Annotated in this window: 20 protein-coding genes; 4 read left to right on the top strand and 16 right to left on the bottom strand. The window is 62.1% G+C overall.

The genetic code is table 11. The features are described from left to right. The 3 genes from L6D80_RS29295 to L6D80_RS29285 form a co-directional block, all read right to left on the bottom strand. The coding region (locus L6D80_RS29295) for a PhnE/PtxC family ABC transporter permease (RefSeq protein ID WP_236183103.1) at positions 1 to 680 on the bottom strand (680 nt) is incomplete at its 3' end. Next, positions 674 to 1,468, bottom strand: a complete 795-nt coding sequence (locus L6D80_RS29290) for a phosphonate ABC transporter ATP-binding protein (RefSeq protein WP_054901110.1) — start codon at positions 1,466 to 1,468, stop codon at positions 674 to 676. The genes L6D80_RS29290 and L6D80_RS29295, both read right to left, overlap by 7 nt. Then, complete coding sequence (locus tag L6D80_RS29285; protein WP_176516830.1) at positions 1,465 to 2,319, bottom strand: putative selenate ABC transporter substrate-binding protein; 855 nt, start codon at positions 2,317 to 2,319, stop codon at positions 1,465 to 1,467. Before L6D80_RS29285 ends, L6D80_RS29290 begins: the two co-directional genes overlap by 4 nt. Positions 2,320 to 2,445: 126 nt before the next feature. On the opposite strand from L6D80_RS29285, the gene selD reads away from it, so the two are divergent. After that, entirely contained in the window at positions 2,446 to 3,480 is a 1,035-nt protein-coding gene (selD, locus tag L6D80_RS29280; RefSeq protein WP_054901112.1) for a selenide, water dikinase SelD, read from the top strand. Further along, positions 3,480 to 4,595 (top strand): tRNA 2-selenouridine(34) synthase MnmH, encoded by a 1,116-nt coding sequence (mnmH, locus tag L6D80_RS29275; RefSeq protein WP_054901113.1) that lies wholly within the window; start codon positions 3,480 to 3,482, stop codon positions 4,593 to 4,595. The genes selD and mnmH overlap by 1 nt, the downstream gene beginning before the upstream one ends. A 107-nt stretch (positions 4,596 to 4,702) precedes the next feature. Here the strand turns inward: mnmH and L6D80_RS29270 are convergent, their stop codons facing one another. The 13 genes from L6D80_RS29270 to hmpA all read right to left on the bottom strand — a co-directional run bounded on the left by L6D80_RS29270 (position 4,703) and on the right by hmpA (position 17,197). Then, positions 4,703 to 5,089, bottom strand: a complete 387-nt coding sequence (locus L6D80_RS29270; RefSeq protein WP_176516828.1) for a lysozyme inhibitor LprI family protein — start codon at positions 5,087 to 5,089, stop codon at positions 4,703 to 4,705. 20 nt (positions 5,090 to 5,109) lie between these two features. Further along, complete coding sequence (locus L6D80_RS29265) at positions 5,110 to 5,649, bottom strand: hypothetical protein (protein ID WP_054901114.1); 540 nt, start codon at positions 5,647 to 5,649, stop codon at positions 5,110 to 5,112. After that, positions 5,646 to 6,209: a GNAT family N-acetyltransferase gene (locus L6D80_RS29260; RefSeq protein ID WP_054901115.1), complete on the bottom strand. Its 564-nt coding sequence runs from the start codon at positions 6,207 to 6,209 to the stop codon at positions 5,646 to 5,648. Before L6D80_RS29260 ends, L6D80_RS29265 begins: the two co-directional genes overlap by 4 nt. Before the next feature lie 246 nt (positions 6,210 to 6,455). After that, positions 6,456 to 6,839, bottom strand: coding sequence for a YkgJ family cysteine cluster protein (locus L6D80_RS29255; RefSeq protein WP_054901116.1), 384 nt, complete (start codon positions 6,837 to 6,839; stop codon positions 6,456 to 6,458). 155 nt (positions 6,840 to 6,994) lie between these two features. Further along, the gene (locus L6D80_RS29250; protein ID WP_176516826.1) at positions 6,995 to 8,122 is read right to left on the bottom strand and encodes a hypothetical protein; all 1,128 of its coding nucleotides are present in this window, start codon (positions 8,120 to 8,122) and stop codon (positions 6,995 to 6,997) included. Positions 8,123 to 8,254: 132 nt separating this feature from the next. Continuing rightward, a complete protein-coding gene (gene alaC / locus L6D80_RS29245) occupies positions 8,255 to 9,463 on the bottom strand; it encodes an alanine transaminase (RefSeq protein WP_054901118.1) in 1,209 nt (402 codons plus the stop codon). Between the two features lie 287 nt (positions 9,464 to 9,750). Further along, entirely contained in the window at positions 9,751 to 10,638 is an 888-nt protein-coding gene (gene cyoE / locus L6D80_RS29240) for a heme o synthase (protein ID WP_176516824.1), read from the bottom strand. An 11-nt stretch (positions 10,639 to 10,649) separates the two neighbouring features. After that, positions 10,650 to 10,982, bottom strand: a complete 333-nt coding sequence (gene cyoD / locus L6D80_RS29235) for a cytochrome o ubiquinol oxidase subunit IV (protein ID WP_176516822.1) — start codon at positions 10,980 to 10,982, stop codon at positions 10,650 to 10,652. Next, positions 10,982 to 11,605 (bottom strand): cytochrome o ubiquinol oxidase subunit III, encoded by a 624-nt coding sequence (gene cyoC, locus L6D80_RS29230; RefSeq protein WP_054901121.1) that lies wholly within the window; start codon positions 11,603 to 11,605, stop codon positions 10,982 to 10,984. The genes cyoD and cyoC overlap by 1 nt, the downstream gene beginning before the upstream one ends. Before the next feature lie 3 nt (positions 11,606 to 11,608). Continuing rightward, positions 11,609 to 13,627, bottom strand: coding sequence for a cytochrome o ubiquinol oxidase subunit I (gene cyoB / locus L6D80_RS29225; protein WP_054901122.1), 2,019 nt, complete (start codon positions 13,625 to 13,627; stop codon positions 11,609 to 11,611). 3 nt (positions 13,628 to 13,630) lie between these two features. After that, entirely contained in the window at positions 13,631 to 14,575 is a 945-nt protein-coding gene (gene cyoA, locus L6D80_RS29220) for a ubiquinol oxidase subunit II (protein WP_054901123.1), read from the bottom strand. Positions 14,576 to 15,132: 557 nt separating this feature from the next. Beyond that, positions 15,133 to 15,639 (bottom strand): disulfide bond formation protein B, encoded by a 507-nt coding sequence (locus L6D80_RS29215; protein WP_054901124.1) that lies wholly within the window; start codon positions 15,637 to 15,639, stop codon positions 15,133 to 15,135. A gap of 379 nt (positions 15,640 to 16,018) precedes the next feature. Beyond that, on the bottom strand, positions 16,019 to 17,197 hold the full coding sequence (hmpA, locus tag L6D80_RS29210) for an NO-inducible flavohemoprotein (protein ID WP_176516820.1): 1,179 nt from the start codon (positions 17,195 to 17,197) through the stop codon (positions 16,019 to 16,021). Positions 17,198 to 17,351: 154 nt separating this feature from the next. Here hmpA and norR point away from each other — a divergent pair, with 154 nt between their 5' ends. Both norR and L6D80_RS29200 read left to right on the top strand, forming a co-directional pair. Next, a complete protein-coding gene (norR, locus tag L6D80_RS29205; RefSeq protein ID WP_176516818.1) occupies positions 17,352 to 18,908 on the top strand; it encodes a nitric oxide reductase transcriptional regulator NorR in 1,557 nt (518 codons plus the stop codon). Positions 18,909 to 19,104: 196 nt separating this feature from the next. Further along, positions 19,105 to 21,847 (top strand): Ig-like domain-containing protein (locus L6D80_RS29200; RefSeq protein ID WP_236183102.1); only part of this gene is annotated, 2,743 nt, incomplete at its 3' end.

Raw genomic sequence — 21,847 nt, 5'->3', positions numbered from 1 at the left:
AACCCCATTACCACCGAGGCGCGCACCGCGCACTCCCAGCGATAAACGGTGTACGACACCACCTCTGCCGCAGCACTGGGCAGAATGCCGTAGCAGAACGCCGTCAGCCGACCGCTGCCGGCCTGGAGCAAGGCATGCGCCGGGCGCTGGTCGACCGATTCGAAAATCTCCGCATAGACCTTGCCGAGCATGCCGCTGTAGGTGATGGCGATCGCCAGCACTCCGGCGGTCGGGCCCAGGCCCACGGCACGCACGAACAGAAGCGCCCAAACGATCTCGGGGACGCTGCGCAGAAAGATCAGCAGCCCGCGCACCGGCATCCGCACCACGCGGGACCATACCCCCGCGCGGCCAGCGCGAGACGCTGCACGCAACGACAAGGCACGGCTCGCCAACAGGCTGGTCGGCACTGCCAATAGCAGCGCCATCGCCATACCGGCGGTGGCAACGGCCAGTGTCTGCAGGGTGGCCGCACCCAACAGCCGGAGGAATTCGGCATCATGCGCCGGCGGCCAAAAGCCGCGGGTGAAGCTGGCGATCTGCTGTCGGTTTTCCGCTTGCAGCAGCACCCCTGGGTTCAGCTCGCTCAATTGCAGACCTGGCCACAACAGGGCCAGCGCCAGCAAGGTGAGCACCAGCCGCGGCAGTGTGGCCGGGTCACGGGTGCCGGCGGTCAGCATCGAGGGATCTGCACGGCCAGGGTCGGCCCTTGCGGCGGCGGGGCAATCAGTTGCTCATTGGCATACAGCGCACTGAGCAACGCTTCAGTCACCGCCGAAGCGGCGCAGTCGAACACCACCTGCCCTTCACGAAGGCCTATCACCCGTGGAAAGTGCGCCAAGGCAAGCTCCACGGCGTGTAGGCTGGCGACCAGGGTCACGCCGCTGGCCTGGGCATGACGGTTGAGCAACGCGAGGCTGTGCGCGGCCAATACCGGGTCCATCGCCGACACCGGCTCATCGGCCAACAGCACGTCTGGCCGCTGATACAGCGCCCGGGCGATGCCGACCCGCTGCAACTGGCCACCGGACAGCTGCCCGCACTGGACGAACAGCTTTTCCGCCAGGCCCAGCTCGGCCAATACCTGGCGAGCGCCCGCCACGTCAGTGGGGTAGACCAGGTTAAGCAAGCCGCGCAGCATGCCCCACCTTCCCAAGCGCCCTGCCAGCACAGCGGTCACTACTCGCTGGCGAGGCGGCAACGGGGGTGCCTGATGTACCAGGCCAATTCTTGCACGCAGGTGTTGCCGGGCGCTGGCAGACAACGCCCAAGGTTGTTCGCCGAACAGCGCTACGCGCCCGGTGCCGGGCTTCACAGCCGTGGCCATCAGGTGCAGCAGGCTGGACTTGCCCGCCCCGGACGGGCCAATGATCGCCACCCGCTCACCCTTGGCAATATGCAAGGTCACCGGCTCGAGGGCGCGGACCTGGCCGTGGTGCAGGCCAGCGCCATGCAGTTCAATGGTCACTTGAGCAGGCCGGCCTCGCGAGCGGCTTGCTCGGTGCCCTCGTAGTTCTCAGGCTTGGTTTCGATGAAGCGGCTGGCCGCCTGCAAATCGAGAATTTGCTTATGCTCGGGGTTGGCCGGGTCGAGGTCGAGGAAGGCTTTCTTGATCTTGGCTTTGAGCGCTGGGTCCATGTTGCCGCGCACCGTCCAGTTGTAGTCGTAATAGCTCGGCGTGGTGGCAAACACCCTGACCTTGCTGGTGTCGACCTTGCCGGCATCGACCAGCTTCTGCCACACGCTGGCATTGAGCACCCCACCGTCGACCTTGCCGGCCTGGACCCAGGCCGCGGTGGCGTCATGGGCACCAGAATAGGCCACGCGACTGAAGTAGCCCTCAGGCTTGATGTTGTCCTCCTTGAGCATGAAGTAACGTGGCATCAGGCTGCCGGAGGTCGACGAGATGGACCCGAAGGCGAACGACTTGCCCTTGAGGTCGGCCAGGCTGCGCACTGCAGGGTTGGCGGTGATGAACTTGGACGTGAACTGGGCATCCTGCTCACGCTGTACCAGCGGCGTGGCTGATGGGTCTTTCAAATGCACCTGGACGAAGGTGAACCCACCCAGCCAGGCCAGGTCCAGGCGGTCGCTGGCCAGGGACTCGACCACCGCCGGGTAATCGGCCACCGGTACGAACTTCACCTCCATGCCCAACTGGTGGGACAGGTACTTGCCCAGCGGCTCGAACTTGCGCAGCAGCTCGGTCGGCGCTTCGTCTGGAATGGCACTGACCCGCAACGTGTCAGCGGCCTGGGCGACAGCGGCACAGCAGGACAACACGAGGCCGGCGGCGAGCGCCAGGGGACGTTTGAGCATGGGAGTTCTCCGGTTCAATAGCGGGGAATGGCCGGCACTGGCGCCAACGGGAGGAATTATAAGAGGCACAGGCGCAAAGGCCAGCTTTGCTACAATCGCGCAACAAATTGAGCCTCCGAGGTGCGTATGAGCGAGCCGATTCGCCTGACCCAGTACAGCCATGGTGCTGGCTGTGGCTGCAAGATCTCCCCCAAGGTGCTGGATGTGATCCTGGCCGAAAGCGGCACCCAGGCCCTGGACCCGAAGCTATGGGTTGGCAATGCTTCGCGCGATGACGCTGCGGTGTATGCCCTGGACGATGAGCGCGGCGTGGTCTCGACCACAGATTTCTTCATGCCCATCGTCGATGACCCTTACGACTTTGGCCGCATCGCCGCCACCAATGCCATCAGTGACATCTACGCCATGGGTGGCGACCCGCTGATGGCCATTGCCATTCTCGGCTGGCCGGTCAACGTCCTGCCACCGGAGGTCGCCCGTGAAGTGATCCGTGGTGGCCGCGCAGTGTGTGCCGAAGCGGGCATCCCGCTGGCGGGCGGGCATTCCATCGACGCCCCCGAGCCGATTTTCGGCCTGGCGGTCACGGGTGTGGTCAGCAAGCGCCACCTCAAGCGCAATGACACTGCGACCGCTGGCTGCCGTCTGTACCTGACCAAGCCATTGGGCATCGGCATTCTCACCACCGCTGAGAAAAAGGCCAAGCTACGCGAACAGGACCAAGGGCTGGCCCGTGACTGGATGTGTACCCTCAACACCCCGGGTAGCCGCTTCGGCAAGCTCGCTGGCGTCAAGGCCATGACCGACGTGACCGGCTTCGGCCTGCTCGGCCACCTGGTCGAACTGGCGGAGGGCAGCGGGCTGACCGCGCACCTGAACTATGCCGCTGTTCCGCGCCTGCCCAGTGTCGACTACTACCTGGCCGAAGGTTGCATCCCGGGGGGCACCTTGCGCAACTTCGAAAGCTACGGGCACAAGATCGGCGCCCTCAGCGATGACCAGAAACACCTGCTGTGCGACCCACAGACCAGCGGCGGCCTGCTGGTGGCGGTTGCTCCGGAAGGTGAAGCCGAATTCCTTGCACTGGCCAGTCAACTGGGCTTGCACCTGTCACCCATCGGCGAGCTGGCCGAGCGACAGAGCCACGCGGTCGAGGTTCTCTGATGCGCCCCGACTGCACCGATTTCCGCCAGCTGTTCCTCGACGATGTGCCGATGATGGACATGCGAGCGCCCGTCGAATTTGCCAAGGGCGCCTTTCCGGGCACCGTCAACCTGCCTCTGATGACCGACAACGAGCGGCAGAAGGTGGGCACCTGCTACAAGCAGCAGGGCCAGGCCGCCGCCATCACCCTCGGCCACCAACTGGTCAGCGGCGCCACCAAGCGTGAGCGCCTGCAGGCCTGGGCAAGCTTTGCCCGGGCCAACCCCGACGGTTATCTCTACTGCTTCCGGGGCGGGCTGCGCTCGCTAATCGTCCAGCAATGGCTGCGCGACGAAGCAGGGATCGACTACCCACGGGTCAGGGGCGGCTACAAGGCCATGCGTACGTTCCTGCTGGACACTACCCAGCAGGCGGTCGAGCAATGCGATTTCGTATTGCTCGGAGGTTTGACCGGCACCGGCAAGACTGATGTGCTGCACCAGCTCAGCAACGTGCTCGACCTCGAAGGCCATGCCAACCACCGGGGCTCCAGCTTCGGCAAACGCGCCACTGCACAGCCGGCGCAGATCGACTTCGAGAACACGCTGGCCATCGACGTGCTGAAAAAGCGCGCCCGGGGCATTGAGCAGTTCGTGCTGGAGGATGAAGGCCGCATCGTCGGCAGCTGCACGGTGCCGCTGGCGCTGTACCAGGGCATGCAGCAGTATCCGCTGGTGTGGCTGGAAGACAGCTTCGCCAACCGTGTTGAGCGCATCCTGCGCGACTACGTGGTCAACTTGAGTGCCGAGTTCATCAGCGTGCACGGCGAAGACGATGGCCGCCGCCTGTTTGCCGAGCGCATGCTGCAGAGCATGGCCAACATCTCCAAGCGCTTGGGGGGAGAGCGCTACCAGCGGCTGTCGCAAAGCCTGCGCCAGGCGCTGGAAGAGCAGCAGCGCAGCAGCGCGGTGGACCTGCACCGGGGTTGGATCGAAGGGTTGCTGAACGAGTACTACGACCCGATGTATGCCTACCAGCGCGCGGCCAAAGCCGACCGCATCGAGTTTGCCGGGGACGCCACGCAAGTGCGCGAGTACCTGAAAGCCCGGGCGCAGCGTCAGCCGCGCGAGGTGTAAGGGGCCGCTTCACGCCCCATCGCCAGCCAGCCAGCGCCTGCAGGTACTGCACCGACCGTTCATGGGTTGCAGTAGCTGTGGAGCTGGCGTGCCGCCGATAAGGCGCTTCACTGCCCCGGGCTGAGCACTCGCTCCAGCTCCGCCGCCCGCTCACGGGTCATGTCCATCATGCACATGCCACCTTCAAGCTGGGCCATCGTTCCGCCGCTCGCCTGCACGTGGAACTTGCAATTGGCATCGCGGTAAGCGATCCATTGCCGCTGAACGTCCCGCAGGCTCTTCTGCGGCGCCGCGTCTAGCTTGATCATCAGTTGCTTGTAGACCCGGTTCAGTTGCGCATCCTGCAGTTGGGTCTCGGCCTGGATGCAACTGCTCATCGCGACGGTACTGGAGGCCTTGTCCATGCACTGGGTGTAGGTTGGCGAGTGCTCCTCAGCCATCGCCAGTGGCATGCCACACGCCAATGCCACCCCCATCAAGTACAGCGTGTTCATCACAACCCTCCTGGTGAACATCAAAACGCCTGCGGTTGCTCCGGCGGCATCAGTACCTTGCCTGGCTCGAAGCGCAGGGACGGCATTTGCGTAGCGGCATAGACCGCCAGCGCCAGCGCGGCAATCAGCGCCACATCGAGCCAGCGCCAACCTGGCATGTCCGCAGCGCTACGCGCCTTCCAGACGTGCCACGCCTGCCCGGCGCAAAACACCGCGATAGACGCCAACCACAAGTAGAAGCCCGCACCAAAGCCCGTGCGGTCCTGGAACTCGTAGCTGATGTTATCCGGTAGCCGGTCGATGCCGAAGCTGCTGGCCGCCAGGTACAACGCCGCCAAGCCGGCCACCAGGGCCAGGCGCCGGAAGCGCCGATGGGCCAGAACCGCCAGCGCCAGCAACGGGTTGGCAAACCATTGATACAACCCGAAGGGCATGCCCCAAGGCCCGTAGAGCAGCATCTGCAACGCAGGCATGTGCCTGCCGGCGCTCATCAAGGCGCCGTCGAAGCACAGGCCAAGCAGATACAGTGCGAGGCTGAAAGCCACATAGAAAGCGGTCATGCCACCGGCGGCTCGAGCAACAATCCATAGATGCCTGAGTCGGACAACTCGCCTGCCACGCACCAACGGGCGCGCAAGGTACCTTCCAGGACGAACCCCTGGCGTTCCAAGGTGCGTGCCGACCCCAGGTTACGCGGGTCGATCTCGCCCTCCAGGCGACGCATGTGCAACGTGTGAGCAAGGTAGTCGATGAAGCAGGTCAGCGCCTCGTCCATATACCCCCTGCCCTGCATCGCACTGGCCAGGCAGTAGCCAATCTCGCCGCGGCGGGAAACATCGTCGATGTTGAACAGTTGGACCATGCCGATTAGTTCGCCATTGTCGCGGCGGTACATGCCCAACTTGAGCTGATCGCCGCTGGCATAGGCTTCACGGTCGGCGGCCAGGGCGCTTTCGGCCTCGGCCAGGTTCTGCCACGGGGCATGGTGCCAGTAACGCATCACCTCGGGGTCTGCCATGATGGCCAGCCATTGCGCGGCGTCGCCGTGACGCATGGGGCGAAGCTGCAGCCGCGGGCTGTCGAGGCAGAGGTCGGGGGGGAAACTGCGGGGTGCGGTCACGCCGGATCTCCTATCCATTGCTGGGGAGATGACAGTTTAACGTCATGCGGCGTGTACAAGCATCCCGGGGCCGCAAAGCGGCAGCAAAATCGCTTATGCGCCCCTGCTCAAGACCCGTTCCCTGTCATTTATCAGCGCCTTGGCCCTTGCGCTGAGCTGAAAGGTGAACAGCTCGAGGGCAGTCTCGTTTCCACCTGTGGGCGCCGGCTTGCGGCCATCAGGGCCCGCCCAGGCAACTTACGGCCCTCAGGCCACCTCAGCCCCATCATCCGGCCAGTGCGGCTCATTGGCGCCTGGAGGGGTCAGCGGTGGCAAACCGTAGGCCGCTCGCGCATCGTCGCAGCTGGGGTTGTGCACGCCTCCCTCCCAGGATGCCTCAAACTCACGGCAAGGGCTGGAGCGGTTGGCGTAGATGCTGCACGCCACCTCGCTGCCGATCTCGCCTTGAAGGCTGATGCAGCGGCAGGGCTTGGCATCGGTGCCGATCATGGCCACACGGGAAGGGTTGATCTGCACCACCAGGTCATCGGGGACAAGGCCCCCGGCAGACTGGCATTCACCCCAGAAAAAGGACACACGGAAGTACCCGCAGCACGCGCCGCAGTCAAGGCAAGGGTTATATTCGGACATGATGGCACGGAGGGAAGGTTGTTGTTATCGGGCTGGCCCGCGGCGCCATTTGTAATCCAAGCCAGGGCGCCTGAGAAGAGGGGTCATGCAAAAAAAGATCACCGCCTATCCGGCAACCACAGGCGACCACCCTCCAAGGTGACCACCCGTACTCGTCAACGCAGGGCGTTGTAGCTATTGGCATCCCAGTGGCATTGGCTCAGGCCGTCGCTTGGGTCCAGATGTTCACCACGGACGCTGCTGAAAACGGTCTGCGCGTCACCACGGTGCACCAGGCGCTCCTCCCTGCCGCCTTCGGTAACCAAGGTATAGGACTTGCTGCGCATTGCCCGGTACTTGTCGTCGTCAGCCTTGATGCATCGGTGATAATCCATCAGCTGCCTGTCGCTCAAGTTCAGCCGGTTGCTCAACGTCACACCCCAGCGCGTCAGACACACCTCGGCAAAATGCCGGACGATCAACCCAGGCTCGACCAGCTCTTTGCCGCCACCGGCGCCATCGGCCGAGGCATTGCCCACCAAGGTGGCGTGGCGCCCGGGCATTGGGTAGATGCACATGCGGGTACCCGGCGCGGTGGACGGGATCACGCAGGCAAACCCCTTGGAGCGCTCGTCACGGGAATAGAACCCTACGTATTCCCTGACGTTGCCGGCGAGCTTTACCCGATGCGCCTGCATGTTACCGACGCCCGGCACAGGGTCGATGGTGAAGATATTGACTGGAATAGCCTTCAGCGCTGGATCGGCGGCCATCGCGTTGGCCAGCATGTGGCAGCTGATACCGCCACGGCTCCAGCCCACCAGGTTGACCTGAGTCGGAATGCGCGGCTTACGGAACTGGGTGATGATCTGTTCCTGCAACGCCTGAGGTGTCGGATGCCGCTTGCCATAGGCATAGGTGCGCCAGAACCAGGATGCGGTGGCAGTAGCATCGGGAATAGGCACACCAGCGGCCTTGAGCTTTTCGTATTCGCGCTCGCTCAGTTCGGTGCGCTGCCAATCACTCCTGCCCTTGATGACCTGCAGCACATGCGCCACGTTCTCCTCCCAGCCGTGGCCGAACAACTGGCCTGTCCAGTTGAAGTAGCCGCCGGGTTCGACAAACAGGCTGTCGTCCTGAAGGTTGCCACTGCCGGGGCCGTCGACCGCCACCCAGTGGGCAAATTCGCGGCTCTGGTCATTATCAGCAAGAGACGAAACCAGTTCGCCGTTCCAGAAGTTGGGGTTGCTCCCGTCGAAGCGGTGGGCGCCCGTGCCGCAGAAGTACGCTGTAAAAACACTCATTTGCACACCTCAAGAAAAGGGAGCGCAAAACGTATTCGTAAGGATGCACCGCATGCAGGCGGAAGCCCGCCCGGTGAAACTGAAAAGCCGCATGCCAGGCCTTGCGTGAGCGGCCCGGCATGCGGCTGGCGCTTACTTGCGCGTCAGGCCGTCGGCGCGGAACATCTGGCGTATGCCACGGATGGCCTGGCGAATACGGTCCTGGTTTTCGATCAGCGCAAAGCGCACATGGTCGTCGCCGTAGTCACCGAACCCAATACCGGGCGAGACACACACCTTGGCCTCGGCCAGCAGCTTCTTGGCAAACTCCAGCGACCCCAGGTGGGCGTATTGCTCCGGAATCTTCGCCCAAACATACATCGACGCCTTGGGGTTTTCGACCATCCAGCCCAACTCGTGCAGGCCTTTGACCAGCAGGTTACGGCGCTGGCGATACTGCTCGGCAATATCGCGCACACACTGCTGGTCGCCCTCCAATGCCGCGATCGCGGCAACCTGCAACGGCGTGAAGGTGCCATAGTCGTGGTAGCTCTTGATGCGCGCCAGGGCGCTGACCAACTCTGGGTTACCAACCATGAAGCCGATCCGCCAGCCCGCCATGTTGTAGCTCTTGGACAGGGTGAAGAATTCGACCGCGATGTCCTTGGCGCCCGGTACCTGCATGATCGACGGTGCTTTCCAGCCGTCATAGACGATATCGGCGTAAGCCAGGTCGTGTACTACCAGCACGTCATACTGCTTGGCCAGGGCCACCACGCGTTCGAAGAAGTCCAGCTCCACGCATTGGGCGGTAGGGTTGGACGGGAAGCCGAGGATCATCATCTTCGGCTTGGGGATCGACTCGCGGATCGCCCGCTCAAGCTCATTGAAGAAGTCCACACCCGGCACCAACGGTACCGAACGCACCTGGGCACCGGCAATCACTGCACCGTAGATGTGGATGGGATAGCTCGGGTTGGGCACCAGCACTGTGTCGCCCTGATCGAGCGTGGCCAGCATCAAGTGGGCCAGGCCCTCCTTGGAACCGATGGTGACGATGGCTTCACTTTCCGGGTCGATGTCGACCTCGTAGCGTTCCTTGTACCAATTGGAAATGGCCCGGCGCAGGCGCGGGATACCGCGAGAGGTGGAATAACCGTGGGTGTCTTCACGCTGAGCGACCTGCACCAGCTTCTCGACGATGTGCGGTGGTGTGGCACCGTCAGGGTTGCCCATGCTCAGGTCGATGATGTCCTCACCACGGCGGCGGGCAGCCATCTTGAGCTCGGCGGTAATGTTGAAGACGTAGGGGGGGAGACGATCGATGCGCGCAAAGCGACGCGGCGAACCTGGGTTGGCCATGGCTTCCTCTGGAGACGTTAGCGCCCGGAACCGTCCGAGCGACGTTGGCCGATGTGGCGGCCTAAGCCAGAAGATAATGCCGAAACAGGATATCTGTAAAGGATATTTACCTGTTTTGATAGAACTTTTCAGATGTATTTTTTGGAAATATCAAATTTTGTGTTTACGGCCTTGGGCTATGCACTACCTGTTGGCGCTGGCTGGTCGGCGATATGGCCCTGCAGGAAAACTACACATAAAAAAACCCCGGCTTCATGGCCGGGGTTTTCGTGAAACAGGCAGCACTATCAGCGCGCGTAGGTCATCAGCACGTCCGCAGCGGTCTGGCTGTCCACCGACATCATCACGCTCAGGGCGGTGACGGTGAGAATGGAGAAACCAAATACCTTACGGGCCCACTTGCTGTCATCCTCGGCCTTGTAACCGCCCCAGGCCATGTACAGCCAGTACAGGCCCATGGCAGCTGCCACGGCCAGGTAGCCGAGGCCGGCGTAACCGCCGAGGGTAAGCATCAAGGTGGCGAGCACGAAGGCCAGCACGTACAGCACGATCTGCTTCTTCGCCGCAAGGATACCGCGCGCCACCGGCAGGACCGGAATGTTGGCAGCGCTGTAATCCTTGAAGCGGAAGATCGCAATGGCAAAGCTGTGCGGCATCTGCCACAGGCTGAACATCACCAGCAGGGTTACCGCAGCCAGGTCGAAGCTGTTGCTCACGGCGCAGTAGCCGATCACCGGGGGCATGGCACCGGACAGGCTGCCAACCAAGGTGCCGTGCACCGATTTACGCTTCAGCCAGAGGCTGTAGAAACCGACGTAGACGATGAAACCGATCAGCGCGCAGAACGCCGAAAGCGGGTTTGCCTGGACATACAGCAGGCTGAAGCCCGCCACCCCAAGCAGGGTGGCGTAGACCAGCGCGAGGGGCAGCGACATGCCGCCCTGAACCATGACACGGTTCTTGGTGCGCTCCATCTTGTGGTCGATGTCACGGTCGATGCAGTTGTTGAACACGCAACCGGACGCAACCACCAGCGAAGTACCGATCACCACCGCCAGGAACAAGGCGAAGTCCACATGGCCCTTCGAGGCAAGGAAGAAACCGCCTGCCACGGAAAGCACGTTACCGAAAATGATCCCCGGTTTGGTGATTTGGATAAAGTGCTTAACGGACATGCAGTCTTACCTCACTTGGCCATCATTTCGAAGTGGATGCTGAACATGATCCACAGCGACAGGCCGACCAGCAGCGCAATTACCATAGCGGTGAACAGGAACGTCGACACATTGGAACGTTGCTCTTTCGAGCGGTCCATGTGCAGGAAGTACACGAGGTGCACTACAACCTGGATGACGGCCATGGCCACCGCGATCAGGACGGTCAGGTTCTTCGGCAGGCTTGGGTACATCACCAGGCCGAACGGGATAGCGGTCAGGATGATCGACAGTACAAAGCCGATCATGTAGGACTTGACGCTACCGTGGTTACCTTCGTGATGAGTGTCGTGTGCGTTAGCCATTACAGAACCCCCAGCAGGTAAACGACGGTGAATACGCAGATCCAGACCACGTCCAGGAAGTGCCAGAACAGGCTCAGGCAGCTCATGCGGGTCTTGGCAGTCGGCGTGATGCCGTGCTTGTTGATCTGGTACATCATGATTGCCATCCAGATCAGGCCGGCAGTCACGTGCAGGCCGTGGGTACCTACCAGAGCGAAGAACGCCGACAGGAAGCCACTGCGCTGCGGGCCGAAGCCCTCACCGATCAGGTGATGGAACTCATAGATTTCCATCGCGATGAAGCCAGCACCGAACAGGAAGGTCACAGCCAACCAGCCCAGTACGCCTGCTTTGTTACCAGCGAACATCTTCAGCATGGCGAAGCCGAAGGTGATCGAGGACAGCAGCAGGAACAGCGTTTCAACCGCTACGAAATCGAGCTGGAAGATGTCATGACCCGACGGGCCGCCGGCAAAACTGCCGGACAGCACCGCGTAAGTAGCGAAGAGCGACGCAAACAGGATGCAGTCGGTCATCAGGTACAGCCAGAAACCGAGTACGGTCATCTGGCCCGAGTCGTGGTGGTGATCGTCGTGCCCATGGTCGTGACCATGAGCAGCGCCGTGGATTACTTGACTGGACATTGATTACACCCGCTCAAACGATTCGACACGTGCGCCGGCAGGCAGAGCACCTGCTTTGGCCAGCGCTTTCATGCGCTCGCCTTCGATGCGCGCCACTTCTTCGGCCGGAACCATGTAGCCCTGGTCGTCACGTGCAGCGTGGCGAACGAAGACCGCGATGGTCGCAACCAGGCTCGCACCCACCAGCCACCAGATGTGCCAGATGAAGGCGAAGCCGAAGATGGTCAGGAACAAGCCCATGAACAAGCCGGTGGAGGTGTTGCTCGGCATGTGGATCGGCTCGTACTTGCCCGGCACCTTGTAAGCGACACCGGCTTCCTTGGCTTCGTGCCAGGCATCCAGGCCAACTTTCTCAGGCATGTGAGCGAAGTTGTAGAACGGAGGTGGCGACGAAGTCGACCATTCCAGGGTACGCGCACCCCATGGGTCGCCGGTCACGTCCAGGTTCTGGTTGCGGTCGCGGACCGAAACGTAGAGCTGGATCAGCTGGCAGGCGATACCGAACAGGATCAGCACGGCGCCGACGACGGCAACGTACAGGTAGGGTTCCCACAGCGGGTTGTCGGAGTGGTTCAGACGACGGGTCATGCCCATGAAGCCCAGGGCGTACAGCGGCATGAACGCAACGTAGAAGCCCGAGATCCAGAACCAGAAGGCAGCTTTGCCCCACTTCTCGTTCAGGGTGAAACCGAAGGCTTTCGGGAACCAGTAGGCGAAGCCGGCGATGTAGCCGAATACCGCACCACCGATGATCACGTTGTGGAAGTGAGCGATTACGAACAGGCTGTTGTGCAGCACGAAGTCAGCACCTGGAACAGCCAGCAGAACGCCGGTCATACCACCGATCGAGAAGGTGATCATGAAGCCCAGGGTCCACATGATCGGCGCGGTGAAGCGCAGACGGCCCTGGTAGATGGTGAACAGCCAGTTGAACAGCTTCACACCGGTCGGAATGGAGATCAGCATCGTCGCCAGGCCGAAGAAGGTGTTGACGCTCGCGCCGGCACCCATGGTGAAGAAGTGGTGCAGCCATACCGCGAAGCCCAGAACGGCGATGGCGCCCGATGCGTAAATCATCGAGTGGTGGCCGAACAGACGCTTGCCGGAGAAGGTCGAAGTAACTTCCGAGAACACACCGAAGGCCGGCAGGATCAGGATGTAGACCTCAGGGTGACCCCACGCCCAGAACAGGTTGACGTACATCATCGGGTTCCCACCAAGCTCGTTGGTGAAGATGTGGAAGTCCAGATAACGGTCAACAGTCAGCAGTGCGAGTGCAGCGGTCAGGATCGGGAACGAAGCCACGATCAGCACGTTGGCCCAGGTGCAGGTCCAGGTGAAGATCGGCATGTCCATCAGCTTCATGCCAGGTGCGCGCATCTTCATCACGGTGACGAGGAAGTTCACACCGGTAAGCGTCGTACCCAATCCGGATAGCTGTAGCGCCCAGATGTAGTAGTCGACACCCACCCCAGGGCTGTACTGAATGCCCGCGAGCGGCGGATAGGCAACCCAGCCGGTCTTGGCGAATTCACCAACGCCCAGCGAGATGTTGACCAGCAGCACGCCTGCCAGCAGCAGGTAGAAGCTCAGGGAGTTCAGGAACGGGAAGGCAACGTCACGTGCACCGATCTGCAGAGGAACAGCAAGGTTCATCAGGCCGGTGAAGAACGGCATCGCCATGAAGATGATCATGATCACACCGTGGGCGGTGAAGATCTGGTCATAGTGCTCAGGCGGCAGGTAGCCTTCGGAGCCACCGGTAGCGGCAGCCAGCTGGGTACGCATCATGATGGCGTCGGCAAAGCCGCGCAGCAGCATGATCATCGCGACGATGATGTACATCACGCCGATCTTCTTGTGGTCGACCGTAGTCAGCCACTCGGTCCACAAGTAGGTCCACTTGCGGAAATAGGTGATAAGACCGACGACAGCGATACCACCGAGCGCGATCATGGCAAGCGTCACCATGACTATCGGCTCGTGGTAGGGTATCGCCTCCAGGCTTAGTTTACCGAACATCTCTTACTCCTCTGCACCGGCAGCTGGTTGCATACTCGATTCCACACCCTTGGTAGTGGCCAGATCTTTGCTGCCTGCTTCTTCGTGGCTCGGACGACCGCGGTTCATGCCTTCGTACTTGTCGACGATGATCTGGAACTGGTCAGGCGAGGCCTCGCTATACAGCGCGACTGGGTTGTTTTCGCTTGGTTTGGCCAAGGCTTCGTATTCAGCCTTGTCCAGCTTCTTCGGCGACTGCTTGACTTCAGCGACCCATGCATCGAAGTCAGCCTGCGAAGTTGCAGTGGCCTTGAATTTCATGCCGGTGAAGCCAGCACCGCTGTAGTTGGCGCTGATACCGTCGAACTCGCCGTTTTCATTGGCGATCAGGTGCAGCTTGGTGGTCATCCCCGCCATGGCGTAGATCTGGCCGCCCAGGCCCGGGATGAAGAACGAGTTCATCACGGCGTCGGAAGTGACGCGGAAGTTGACCGGGGTATTAGCCGGGAAGACGATCTTGTTGACCGTGGCAATGCCCTGCTCCGGGTAGATGAACAGCCACTTCCAGTCCAGCGCCACTACGTCGATCTGCACCGGCTTCACATCGGAATCCAGTGGACGGTAAGGGTCCAGCTTGTGGGTGGAGTGGTAGGTGAACCAGCCCAGGGCAATGATGATCAGGATCGGGATGATCCACACTGCGGCCTCGATCTTGGTCGAGTGCGACCAGTCGGGGGTGTAGGTGGCAGCCTTGTTGGAAGCACGGTACTTCCAGGCGAACACCACGGTCATGATAATGACCGGAATCACCACCAGCAGCATCAGGCCGGTAGCGATGAGGATGAGGTTCTTTTGCTCAATGCCGACCTGACCTTTCGGGTCGAGCAGGGTCCAGTTGCACCCACTGAGTAAAAGCATGCCTAAAAAGGGCAATATGCCAAACAGTCTGGGGTAACGCTTTTTACTCATCTCACGACCTCTAGATCAGCTTGCTTCAATGCAATTTGTGTTTTGGTAGCCAACACTTCGTCCTGCCAAGTGAGGCATTTCGCGCCCGTACTCGCTCCTGCCTGGGGTCCGACTGCAGGACCTTGGCTCAAGCGTGTTAGCGGTGCTTATGGTTTCGTAGGCAAAGGCCTGTACTTCAGACCAAGTCCATTTGGTGCGGGAAAACGCGGAGGGGTATCCGCCCGGTATCGCCGCTGGGCGAAACTTGACGAAGTCAGCAAAAGGGAGCGCTGAGGCTTCCTTCAATCCTGCGACTCGCAAGCAGTGCCGAACGGAAATTGGGGGCGATTGTAGTTAGGTCGCCAACCCTTGACTATGACTTATTGAGCAACAGTCTTTTACAGAATGCGTAACAATGCTGATCAAAAAATCAACTTCGCGACAGTTTGTCGCACCCCGCTTGCTAGCCCTCAAACCCGCGTACTGCAAGGCTTTGTGGTTGATCTGGGTCAAGCGGGAGGCGACTTTTCCCTGTTCGCTGTAGGTGCAAAAGACCCCACGCAATTCGGGACTTATGTCTAAGACTGGCGCCGATTGCGGTAGATGCCCAGCGGTACCAGGACGGCGGTCAGTACGAACGCCACCAATGCCCACTGCGCCAGCGACAGGCCGAGGATCGGCGGGTATGGCGTGCTGCAGAAGCCGTCTACCTGGAACGCCAATGGCCAGATCTTGGCCAGGGGCAAGTCGTCGACGATCGGCTGCAGGGTGTCGATGCCGCAACTGACCATGGGGTTGGCGAGTATATACACATGGTTGCCGGCCGCAACGATTCCGCCAACGGCGCTGAGCACGACAAGGCACTCGAAGAAGGTCAGGCTGCGTCGCCCTGGCATTGCCGCGGCGATGAAGGCGAACACGGCGATGAACAGCAAGGCATAGCGCTGCAGGATGCACAACGGGCAGGGCGCCTCGCCAAGCACCACCTGCATGTACAACGCGCCGCCGATCAGGGAGAGGCAGATCACTCCCAGCAGCACCAGAAAGCGCCGTTCCCGATTCAGGCGCGATAGTTGTTCGTTCATTGCCGATTCCTTCGATGGATAGGGGGCGGCGTGCTTCGCCTGCCTGGGCGCAAGTCTACACGCAGGTTGACCATTAGCGTGTCGAGGCGGCGGCGAGACAGGGCTGCGCAGGGCTATCCGGAGATGCTCAGACCGGTTGCTGCGACGTCGGTTCAACGTCGGCCGGTAAAAAAGCCGCAAACCGGGTACCGCACAGGGGCAAGCCCCTCGACACCCGGAAGTGAAGAATACAGTGATTAAAGGATGATTAACGATGAAAGTTGCCAGGCAGGTTTCATCTCTCTTTATATATAAGCAAGAAGTACAGCCTCAGTGACGGGCGCGGCCTGGTACCACGATCAGGCCGCCCCGCTACCCAGCTGTCGACGCAGTCAGTTGATCACTCCAGCGCAGCCGCGGGCCCGAAGAACTCGTAACGGCTCTGCTGCTGCGGTACCCCCAGGCCTTCGAGGTGGCGCTTGACCACCGCCATGAACCCTTTGGGCCCAAGGAAATAGGCATCCACATCACGCTCGCGTGGCAGCCATTGGCCTAGCAACTCCTGGCTCAACAGCCCCACGGCATCAGCGCCATGCGTCCCTTCGGCCTGCGCATAGCAGTAGAAGCGCTTGAGTTGCGGATGACGTTCAGCCAGCGCATCGACCCAGCCGCGGAATGCATGCACACCCTCATTACGCGCGCAGTGAATGAAATGCACCGGGCGCTCGGTCTGCAATGCCGCTTCGAGCATTGCCAGTGTCGGGGTGATACCCACCCCACCACTGATCAGCACCAACGGTTTGTCACTGGCAGCCAGCGTGAAGTCGCCCGACGGCGGGAACAACTGCACGGTGTCGCCCACCATCAATTCATCATGCAGGTAATTGGATACCTTGCCTCCCACCTCACGCTTGACGCTAATCCGGTACTCCTCGCCATTGCTCAGGGCCGACAGCGAATAGTTGCGACGCTGCTCGGCACCGTCGATGAACAGTTGCACACCGATGTACTGGCCCGGCTCAGCCTTGAGTACCGCCTTTGCATCCACCGGGGCAAAGTAGAAGGAAACAATCTCGCTGCTTTCCTGCTCACGGCGCACCAGCCTGAACTCGCGGCTGCCGCGCCAGCCACCCGCGGCCGCTTCCTTCTGCTTGTACAGGGTTTCCTCGGCGCCGATCAGGATGTCAGCCAGTTGCCCGTAGGCCGCCCCCCAGGCAGCAATCACCTCCGGGGTGGCGATGTCCTTGCCGAGCACTTCCTCGATCGCGCGCAGCAGGCAGCGGCCGACAATCGGGTAGTGCTCCGGCAGAATCTGCAAGGCAACATGCTTGTTGATGATCTGCCCGACCAGGCCGCCAAGCTGCTCCAGCTGGTCGATGTGGCGGGCATACATCAGTACACCGTTGGCCAGGGCACGTGGTTGGTCGCCACTGGCCTGGTGGGCCTGGTTGAACAGCGGCCGTACCTCTGGGTATTCGCTGAGCATCATCTTGTAGAAATGGGTGGTCAGCGCTTCACCGCCGGTTTCCAGCAGGGGGACGGTCGCTTTGATGATTGCACGTTGTTCGGCGTTGAGCATTGCAACGACTCCTAAGCCTTGGGCTATGAATGGTTGCATCCGTCACTTCAGCATTCGTGCCAACTTTAAAACCCCCAGCATTCAAGGCGTTGCACCTGACCATGTCAAAAAGACCTATCTCGGCGTATAGTCATAAAGACCAACAGGAGTCCTTATGACTGCAAAGCCTTTGCTCACCGCGCTTCTCCCGCTCGTCAGCGACCTGTCCCGCGACCTGCCCGACCAGGAGCGCTACCGGCGCCTGCTACAGGCCATGCGCGGGTTGCTGCCATGTGATGCAGCCGCGCTACTGCGCCTGGATGGTGAGTGGCTCGTGCCGCTGGCAGTGGATGGCCTTTCTGCTGACACGCTTGGGCGGCGCTTCAAAGTCAGCGAACACCCACGCTTTCAGATTCTCCTCAGCCGCCCGGAACCCACGCGCTTTGCCAGCGACTCCGAGCTGCCCGACCCCTACGATGGCCTGGTCAACGCCCACGGCGCCGACCTGCAAGTGCACGACTGCATGGGCTGCCCGCTGATGGTCGACGAACATCCGTGGGGCTTGTTAACCCTGGATGCCCTTACCCCTGGCCAATTCCAGAGCATGGAACTGGATGCCCTGCAGGCGTTCGCCAGCCTCGCCGCTGCCACGGTAACCGTGGCAGAACGGATCGAACACCTGGCGCTGCGCGCCGAGGATGAACGTCACCGCGCCGAAATCTATCGCCAGGCCAGCGGTCAGGACAAAGAGCTGATCGGCCAAAGCAAGGCGCACAAACAGCTGGTGGAAGAAATTCGCCTGGTGGGCGGCAGTGACCTGACCGTATTGATCACCGGTGAAACCGGCGTAGGCAAGGAGCTGGTGGCGCAAGCGCTGCATCGGGCCAGCAGCCGGGCCGATAAGCCCATGGTCAGCCTCAATTGCGCTGCGCTGCCCGATACGCTGGTGGAGAGCGAACTGTTCGGCCATGTCCGCGGCGCCTTCACCGGCGCGCACGGCGAACGGCGCGGCAAGTTCGAACTGGCCAACGGCGGCACGCTGTTTCTCGATGAGGTGGGCGAACTGCCGTTGACCGTGCAGGCCAAGCTGTTGCGCGTGCTGCAAAGCGGGCAATTACAGCGGCTGGGATCGGACCGTGAGCACCGGGTGGACGTACGCCTGATCGCCGCAACCAACCGCGATCTGGCCGCCGAAGTTCGCAATGGCAATTACCGCGCCGACTTCTACCACCGCCTGAGCGTGTACCCTTTACAGGTCCCGCCGCTACGCGAACGCGGCCGCGATGTGCTGCTATTGGCGGGTTATTTCCTCGAACAGAACCGATCGCGCCTAGGCCTCAACAGCCTACGCCTGAGCAGCGAAGCCCAGGCCGCACTGCTGGCCTACAGCTGGCCCGGCAATGTGCGGGAACTGGAACACCTCATCGGCCGCTCGGCCCTCAAAGCCATGGGCCAACAGCCGCAGCGCCCACGCATCCTCACCCTGGAGGCCAGCGACCTCGACCTGCGGGTGCAGATAGCCGAGCCGAACAACGCACCCGCCTCCCCTCCCCCTCTACCCACCTTGCCCGTTGCCGAAGGCGGGCTGCGCGATGCCGTCGACGCCTACCAGCGCCAGGTGATCGATGCATGCCTGCAACGCCATGAAGACAACTGGGCGGCAGCGGCGCGCGAACTGGGCCTGGACCGCGCCAACCTTAGCCGTTTGGCTCGTCGCCTCGGCCTGCGCTGAGCCCCTCCCTCACCAAAGGATTAACCCAGAAAGCCTCTGGTTGCTTCCTACGGGGCTGCTATATCTCCCTAACCACCGGTAACAGGGCCGTTATTGGGCCAGCCTGCGCGCTATCAGCCCCACCCGTTGGGCAGGTAACGCCGGCCAAGGATCGCAGAAGGCGATTCTATGTACCGCACACCAGCAGGGAGCATTCATGGACAACATCGTCGTCGCCGATAAGCAATCCGCAGTCGCCACCCAGAGCGCCTTCGGCAATATCACGCTCAACAGCCCCGCCGTCGTGCAGATGCCGGTTGCCCCAGACCAGGTGGCAACCGTCACACGGCGTGGCCAGGACCTTATCGTCACGCTGAAGACGGGGGAAAAGGTCACTGTCGCCAACTTCTTCGTCGTGGACCAGGCCGGCGTTGGCAGTGACATGGTGTTCGTCGGCGAAGACGGCACCCTGTGGCACGCGAACTACGATGCGGCGGCCTTCACCGGCTTTACCTTCGATGAAGTGGCCTCGCTCGATGAGCTGGTGGCCGGCATCGGTGTTGCCGGCAGCGCGACGCCTACCTGGGCCATAGCCGGGCTCAGCCTGCTGGGCGTCGGTGGTGCGGCCGCCGCCGCGAACAGCAGTGGGGGCGGCGGTAGTAGCGGCGGCGGCGAGCCAGGCGACACCACCCCACCCGCCTCTCCTGTCGACCTGCTGGTATCACCTGATGGCTTGCGTCTGAGTGGCCGGGGTGAAGCGGGGGCGACGGTGAACGTGCGCGATGCCGCGGGCAACCTTATCGGCACTGGCGTCGTCGGTGCCGACGGCACGTTCGACGTGTCGCTGACCACGCCTCAGGTCAACGGCGAGGGGCTGGGTGTCACCCTGACCGACCCGGCGGGCAACAGTTCGCAACCTGGCGCGGTGACAGCGCCTGACGTGACCCCACCGTCAGCCCCTTCGGAGCTGGCCGTCAACGGGCAAGGCACCACCCTCACCGGCCGTGCCGAGCCTGGCGCCACCATCGAAGTGCGCGGCGCCAACGGCGCGCTGCTGGGCACGGCTGTGGCAGGTGCCGACGGTGTGTTCAGTGTCACCCTGCAGCCACCTCAGGCAGACGGCCAGGCCCTGTCGGTGACCGCTCAGGATGCCGCCGGCAACGTCTCGCAAGCGGGTGCCGTAACGGCACCGGATGTGACCGCACCACTTGCCCCCTCGGGGCTTGCAATCAATGAACAAGGCACCACGCTCACCGGCCGTGCCGAACCTGGCGCTACCGTACAAGTACGCGGTGCCAACGGCGCTCTGCTGGGCACCGCCGTGGCAGGTGCCGATGGTGTGTTCAGCGTCACCCTGCAGCCGCCGCAGACTGACGGCCAGGCCTTGTCGGTGACCGCCCAGGATGCAGCGGGCAATACCTCGCCCTCCGCTGCCATCCAGGCACCGGATGACAGTATCGGCACCCCTCCCGACACCACCCCACCAGCTGCACCTACCCACCTGGTGATTGGCCTGGCCGGTCAGCAAATCAGCGGCCGTGGTGAAGTGGGCGCCACCGTGCAAGTACGCGATGGTGCAGGCAACGTGCTGGCCACCGGTACCGTGGGGGCCGACGGGACCTTCCAGCTCACCTTGAATCCGGCAGTCAAGGATGGCTCGTCGCTGCAAGTGACCCTGACCGACGCTGCTGGCAATGTGTCGCCGCCCGGTTCGGTGATTTCACCAGACCTGCAGCCGCCAGCTCAACCGACCGACTTGGCCCTGGCCAATGGCGTCACCCTGACGGGTCGTGGTGAACCGGGGTCCACGGTTCAGGTACGGGATGCGTCCGGCACCGTGATCGGTAGCGGGGTGGTGGGTGCAGACGGCACCTTCAGCCTGACCCTGTCGCCTGCCCAAGCCAACGGCGAAACCCTCGATGTGCGCTTGGTGGATGCCGCCGGCAATACCTCGGCGCCGCTTGAGTTCCAAGCGCCGGATACCACCCCACCGGCCGAAGTCAGCAATATCGTAGTCGGCCCAAATGGCCTGCAACTGTCCGGTCGCGGTGAAGCTGGCGCCACCGTTGAGGTGCGCGATGCCAATGGCAACCTCATCGGTACCGGCGTCGTAACAGCCAACGGTACCTTCCTGATCGACCTTAATCCTGCCGCACAGCCGGGTGAGCAGTTGAGCCTGGTGCAAATCGATGCTGCGGGTAATGCGTCTACTGTTGTGGACTTCGAAGTACCACTGACTTCAGCCCCCAATAGCCCCGGCGATCTGGTCATCTCGGCCGACGGTTCCACCCTCACCGGTACTGCCCCGGCTGGCAGCCGCGTCGAGGTGCGCGATGCCAACGGTACGGTGATTGGCACCGTGGTGGCTGGCGCTGACGGCACGTTCAGCATTACGCTCGTTCCGGCGCAAGCCAACGGTGAGCTGCTCGACGTGGTGGCAATCGATGGCAGCGGTGCAGCGTCACTGCCCGCTCAGATCACCGCACCGGATATCACCGCCCCCGCCACGCCAAGCGAGCTCAGTGTCAGCGCTGACGGTAGCGTGGTCACCGGCCGTGCCGAACCTGGCAGCACCGTGCGCATCCTTGCTGCTGACGGCACCACTGTATTGGGCACGGCTGTAGTGGGCGCAAGTGGCGCCTTTAGCATCACCCTCAACCCACCGCAGGTTGATGGCGAGCAACTGCAAGTCACTGCAACCGATGCCGCGGGCAACATCTCCACCGCGGGCAATGTCACTGCACCGGATATCGATGGCGGCGACACCACCCCACCAGCTGCACCTACCGACTTGGTGATTGGCCTGGCCGGTCAGCAAATCAGCGGCCGTGGTGAAGTAGGCGCCACGGTGCAAGTACGCGATGGCGCAGGCAACGTGCTGGCTACCGGTACCGTAGGTGCCGATGGGACCTTCCAGCTCACCTTGAATCCGGCAGTGAAGGATGGCTCGTCGCTGCAAG

Origin of the sequence: Pseudomonas ceruminis (assembly GCF_021602025.1) — a bacterium.
Lineage (GTDB): Bacteria > Pseudomonadota > Gammaproteobacteria > Pseudomonadales > Pseudomonadaceae > Aquipseudomonas > Aquipseudomonas ceruminis.
Note: the sequence above shows the minus strand (reverse complement) of the source record. Positions and strands in the feature narration are given on the sequence as shown.

Coding starts and splice junctions, on each gene's coding strand:
- hmpA (WP_176516820.1), bottom strand. CDS start 17,197: ATGCTCAACGCCGAACAACGTGCAATCATCAAAGCGACCGTCCCCCTG.
- selD (WP_054901112.1), top strand. CDS start 2,446: ATGAGCGAGCCGATTCGCCTGACCCAGTACAGCCATGGTGCTGGCTGT.
- norR (WP_176516818.1), top strand. CDS start 17,352: ATGACTGCAAAGCCTTTGCTCACCGCGCTTCTCCCGCTCGTCAGCGAC.
- cyoB (WP_054901122.1), bottom strand. CDS start 13,627: ATGTTCGGTAAACTAAGCCTGGAGGCGATACCCTACCACGAGCCGATA.
- L6D80_RS29250 (WP_176516826.1), bottom strand. CDS start 8,122: ATGAGTGTTTTTACAGCGTACTTCTGCGGCACGGGCGCCCACCGCTTC.
- cyoD (WP_176516822.1), bottom strand. CDS start 10,982: ATGGCTAACGCACACGACACTCATCACGAAGGTAACCACGGTAGCGTC.
- L6D80_RS29255 (WP_054901116.1), bottom strand. CDS start 6,839: ATGTCCGAATATAACCCTTGCCTTGACTGCGGCGCGTGCTGCGGGTAC.
- mnmH (WP_054901113.1), top strand. CDS start 3,480: ATGCGCCCCGACTGCACCGATTTCCGCCAGCTGTTCCTCGACGATGTG.
- alaC (WP_054901118.1), bottom strand. CDS start 9,463: ATGGCCAACCCAGGTTCGCCGCGTCGCTTTGCGCGCATCGATCGTCTC.
- L6D80_RS29265 (WP_054901114.1), bottom strand. CDS start 5,649: ATGACCGCTTTCTATGTGGCTTTCAGCCTCGCACTGTATCTGCTTGGC.
- cyoE (WP_176516824.1), bottom strand. CDS start 10,638: ATGTCCGTTAAGCACTTTATCCAAATCACCAAACCGGGGATCATTTTC.
- cyoC (WP_054901121.1), bottom strand. CDS start 11,605: ATGTCCAGTCAAGTAATCCACGGCGCTGCTCATGGTCACGACCATGGG.
- L6D80_RS29285 (WP_176516830.1), bottom strand. CDS start 2,319: ATGCTCAAACGTCCCCTGGCGCTCGCCGCCGGCCTCGTGTTGTCCTGC.
- cyoA (WP_054901123.1), bottom strand. CDS start 14,575: ATGAGTAAAAAGCGTTACCCCAGACTGTTTGGCATATTGCCCTTTTTA.
- L6D80_RS29270 (WP_176516828.1), bottom strand. CDS start 5,089: ATGAACACGCTGTACTTGATGGGGGTGGCATTGGCGTGTGGCATGCCA.
- L6D80_RS29215 (WP_054901124.1), bottom strand. CDS start 15,639: ATGAACGAACAACTATCGCGCCTGAATCGGGAACGGCGCTTTCTGGTG.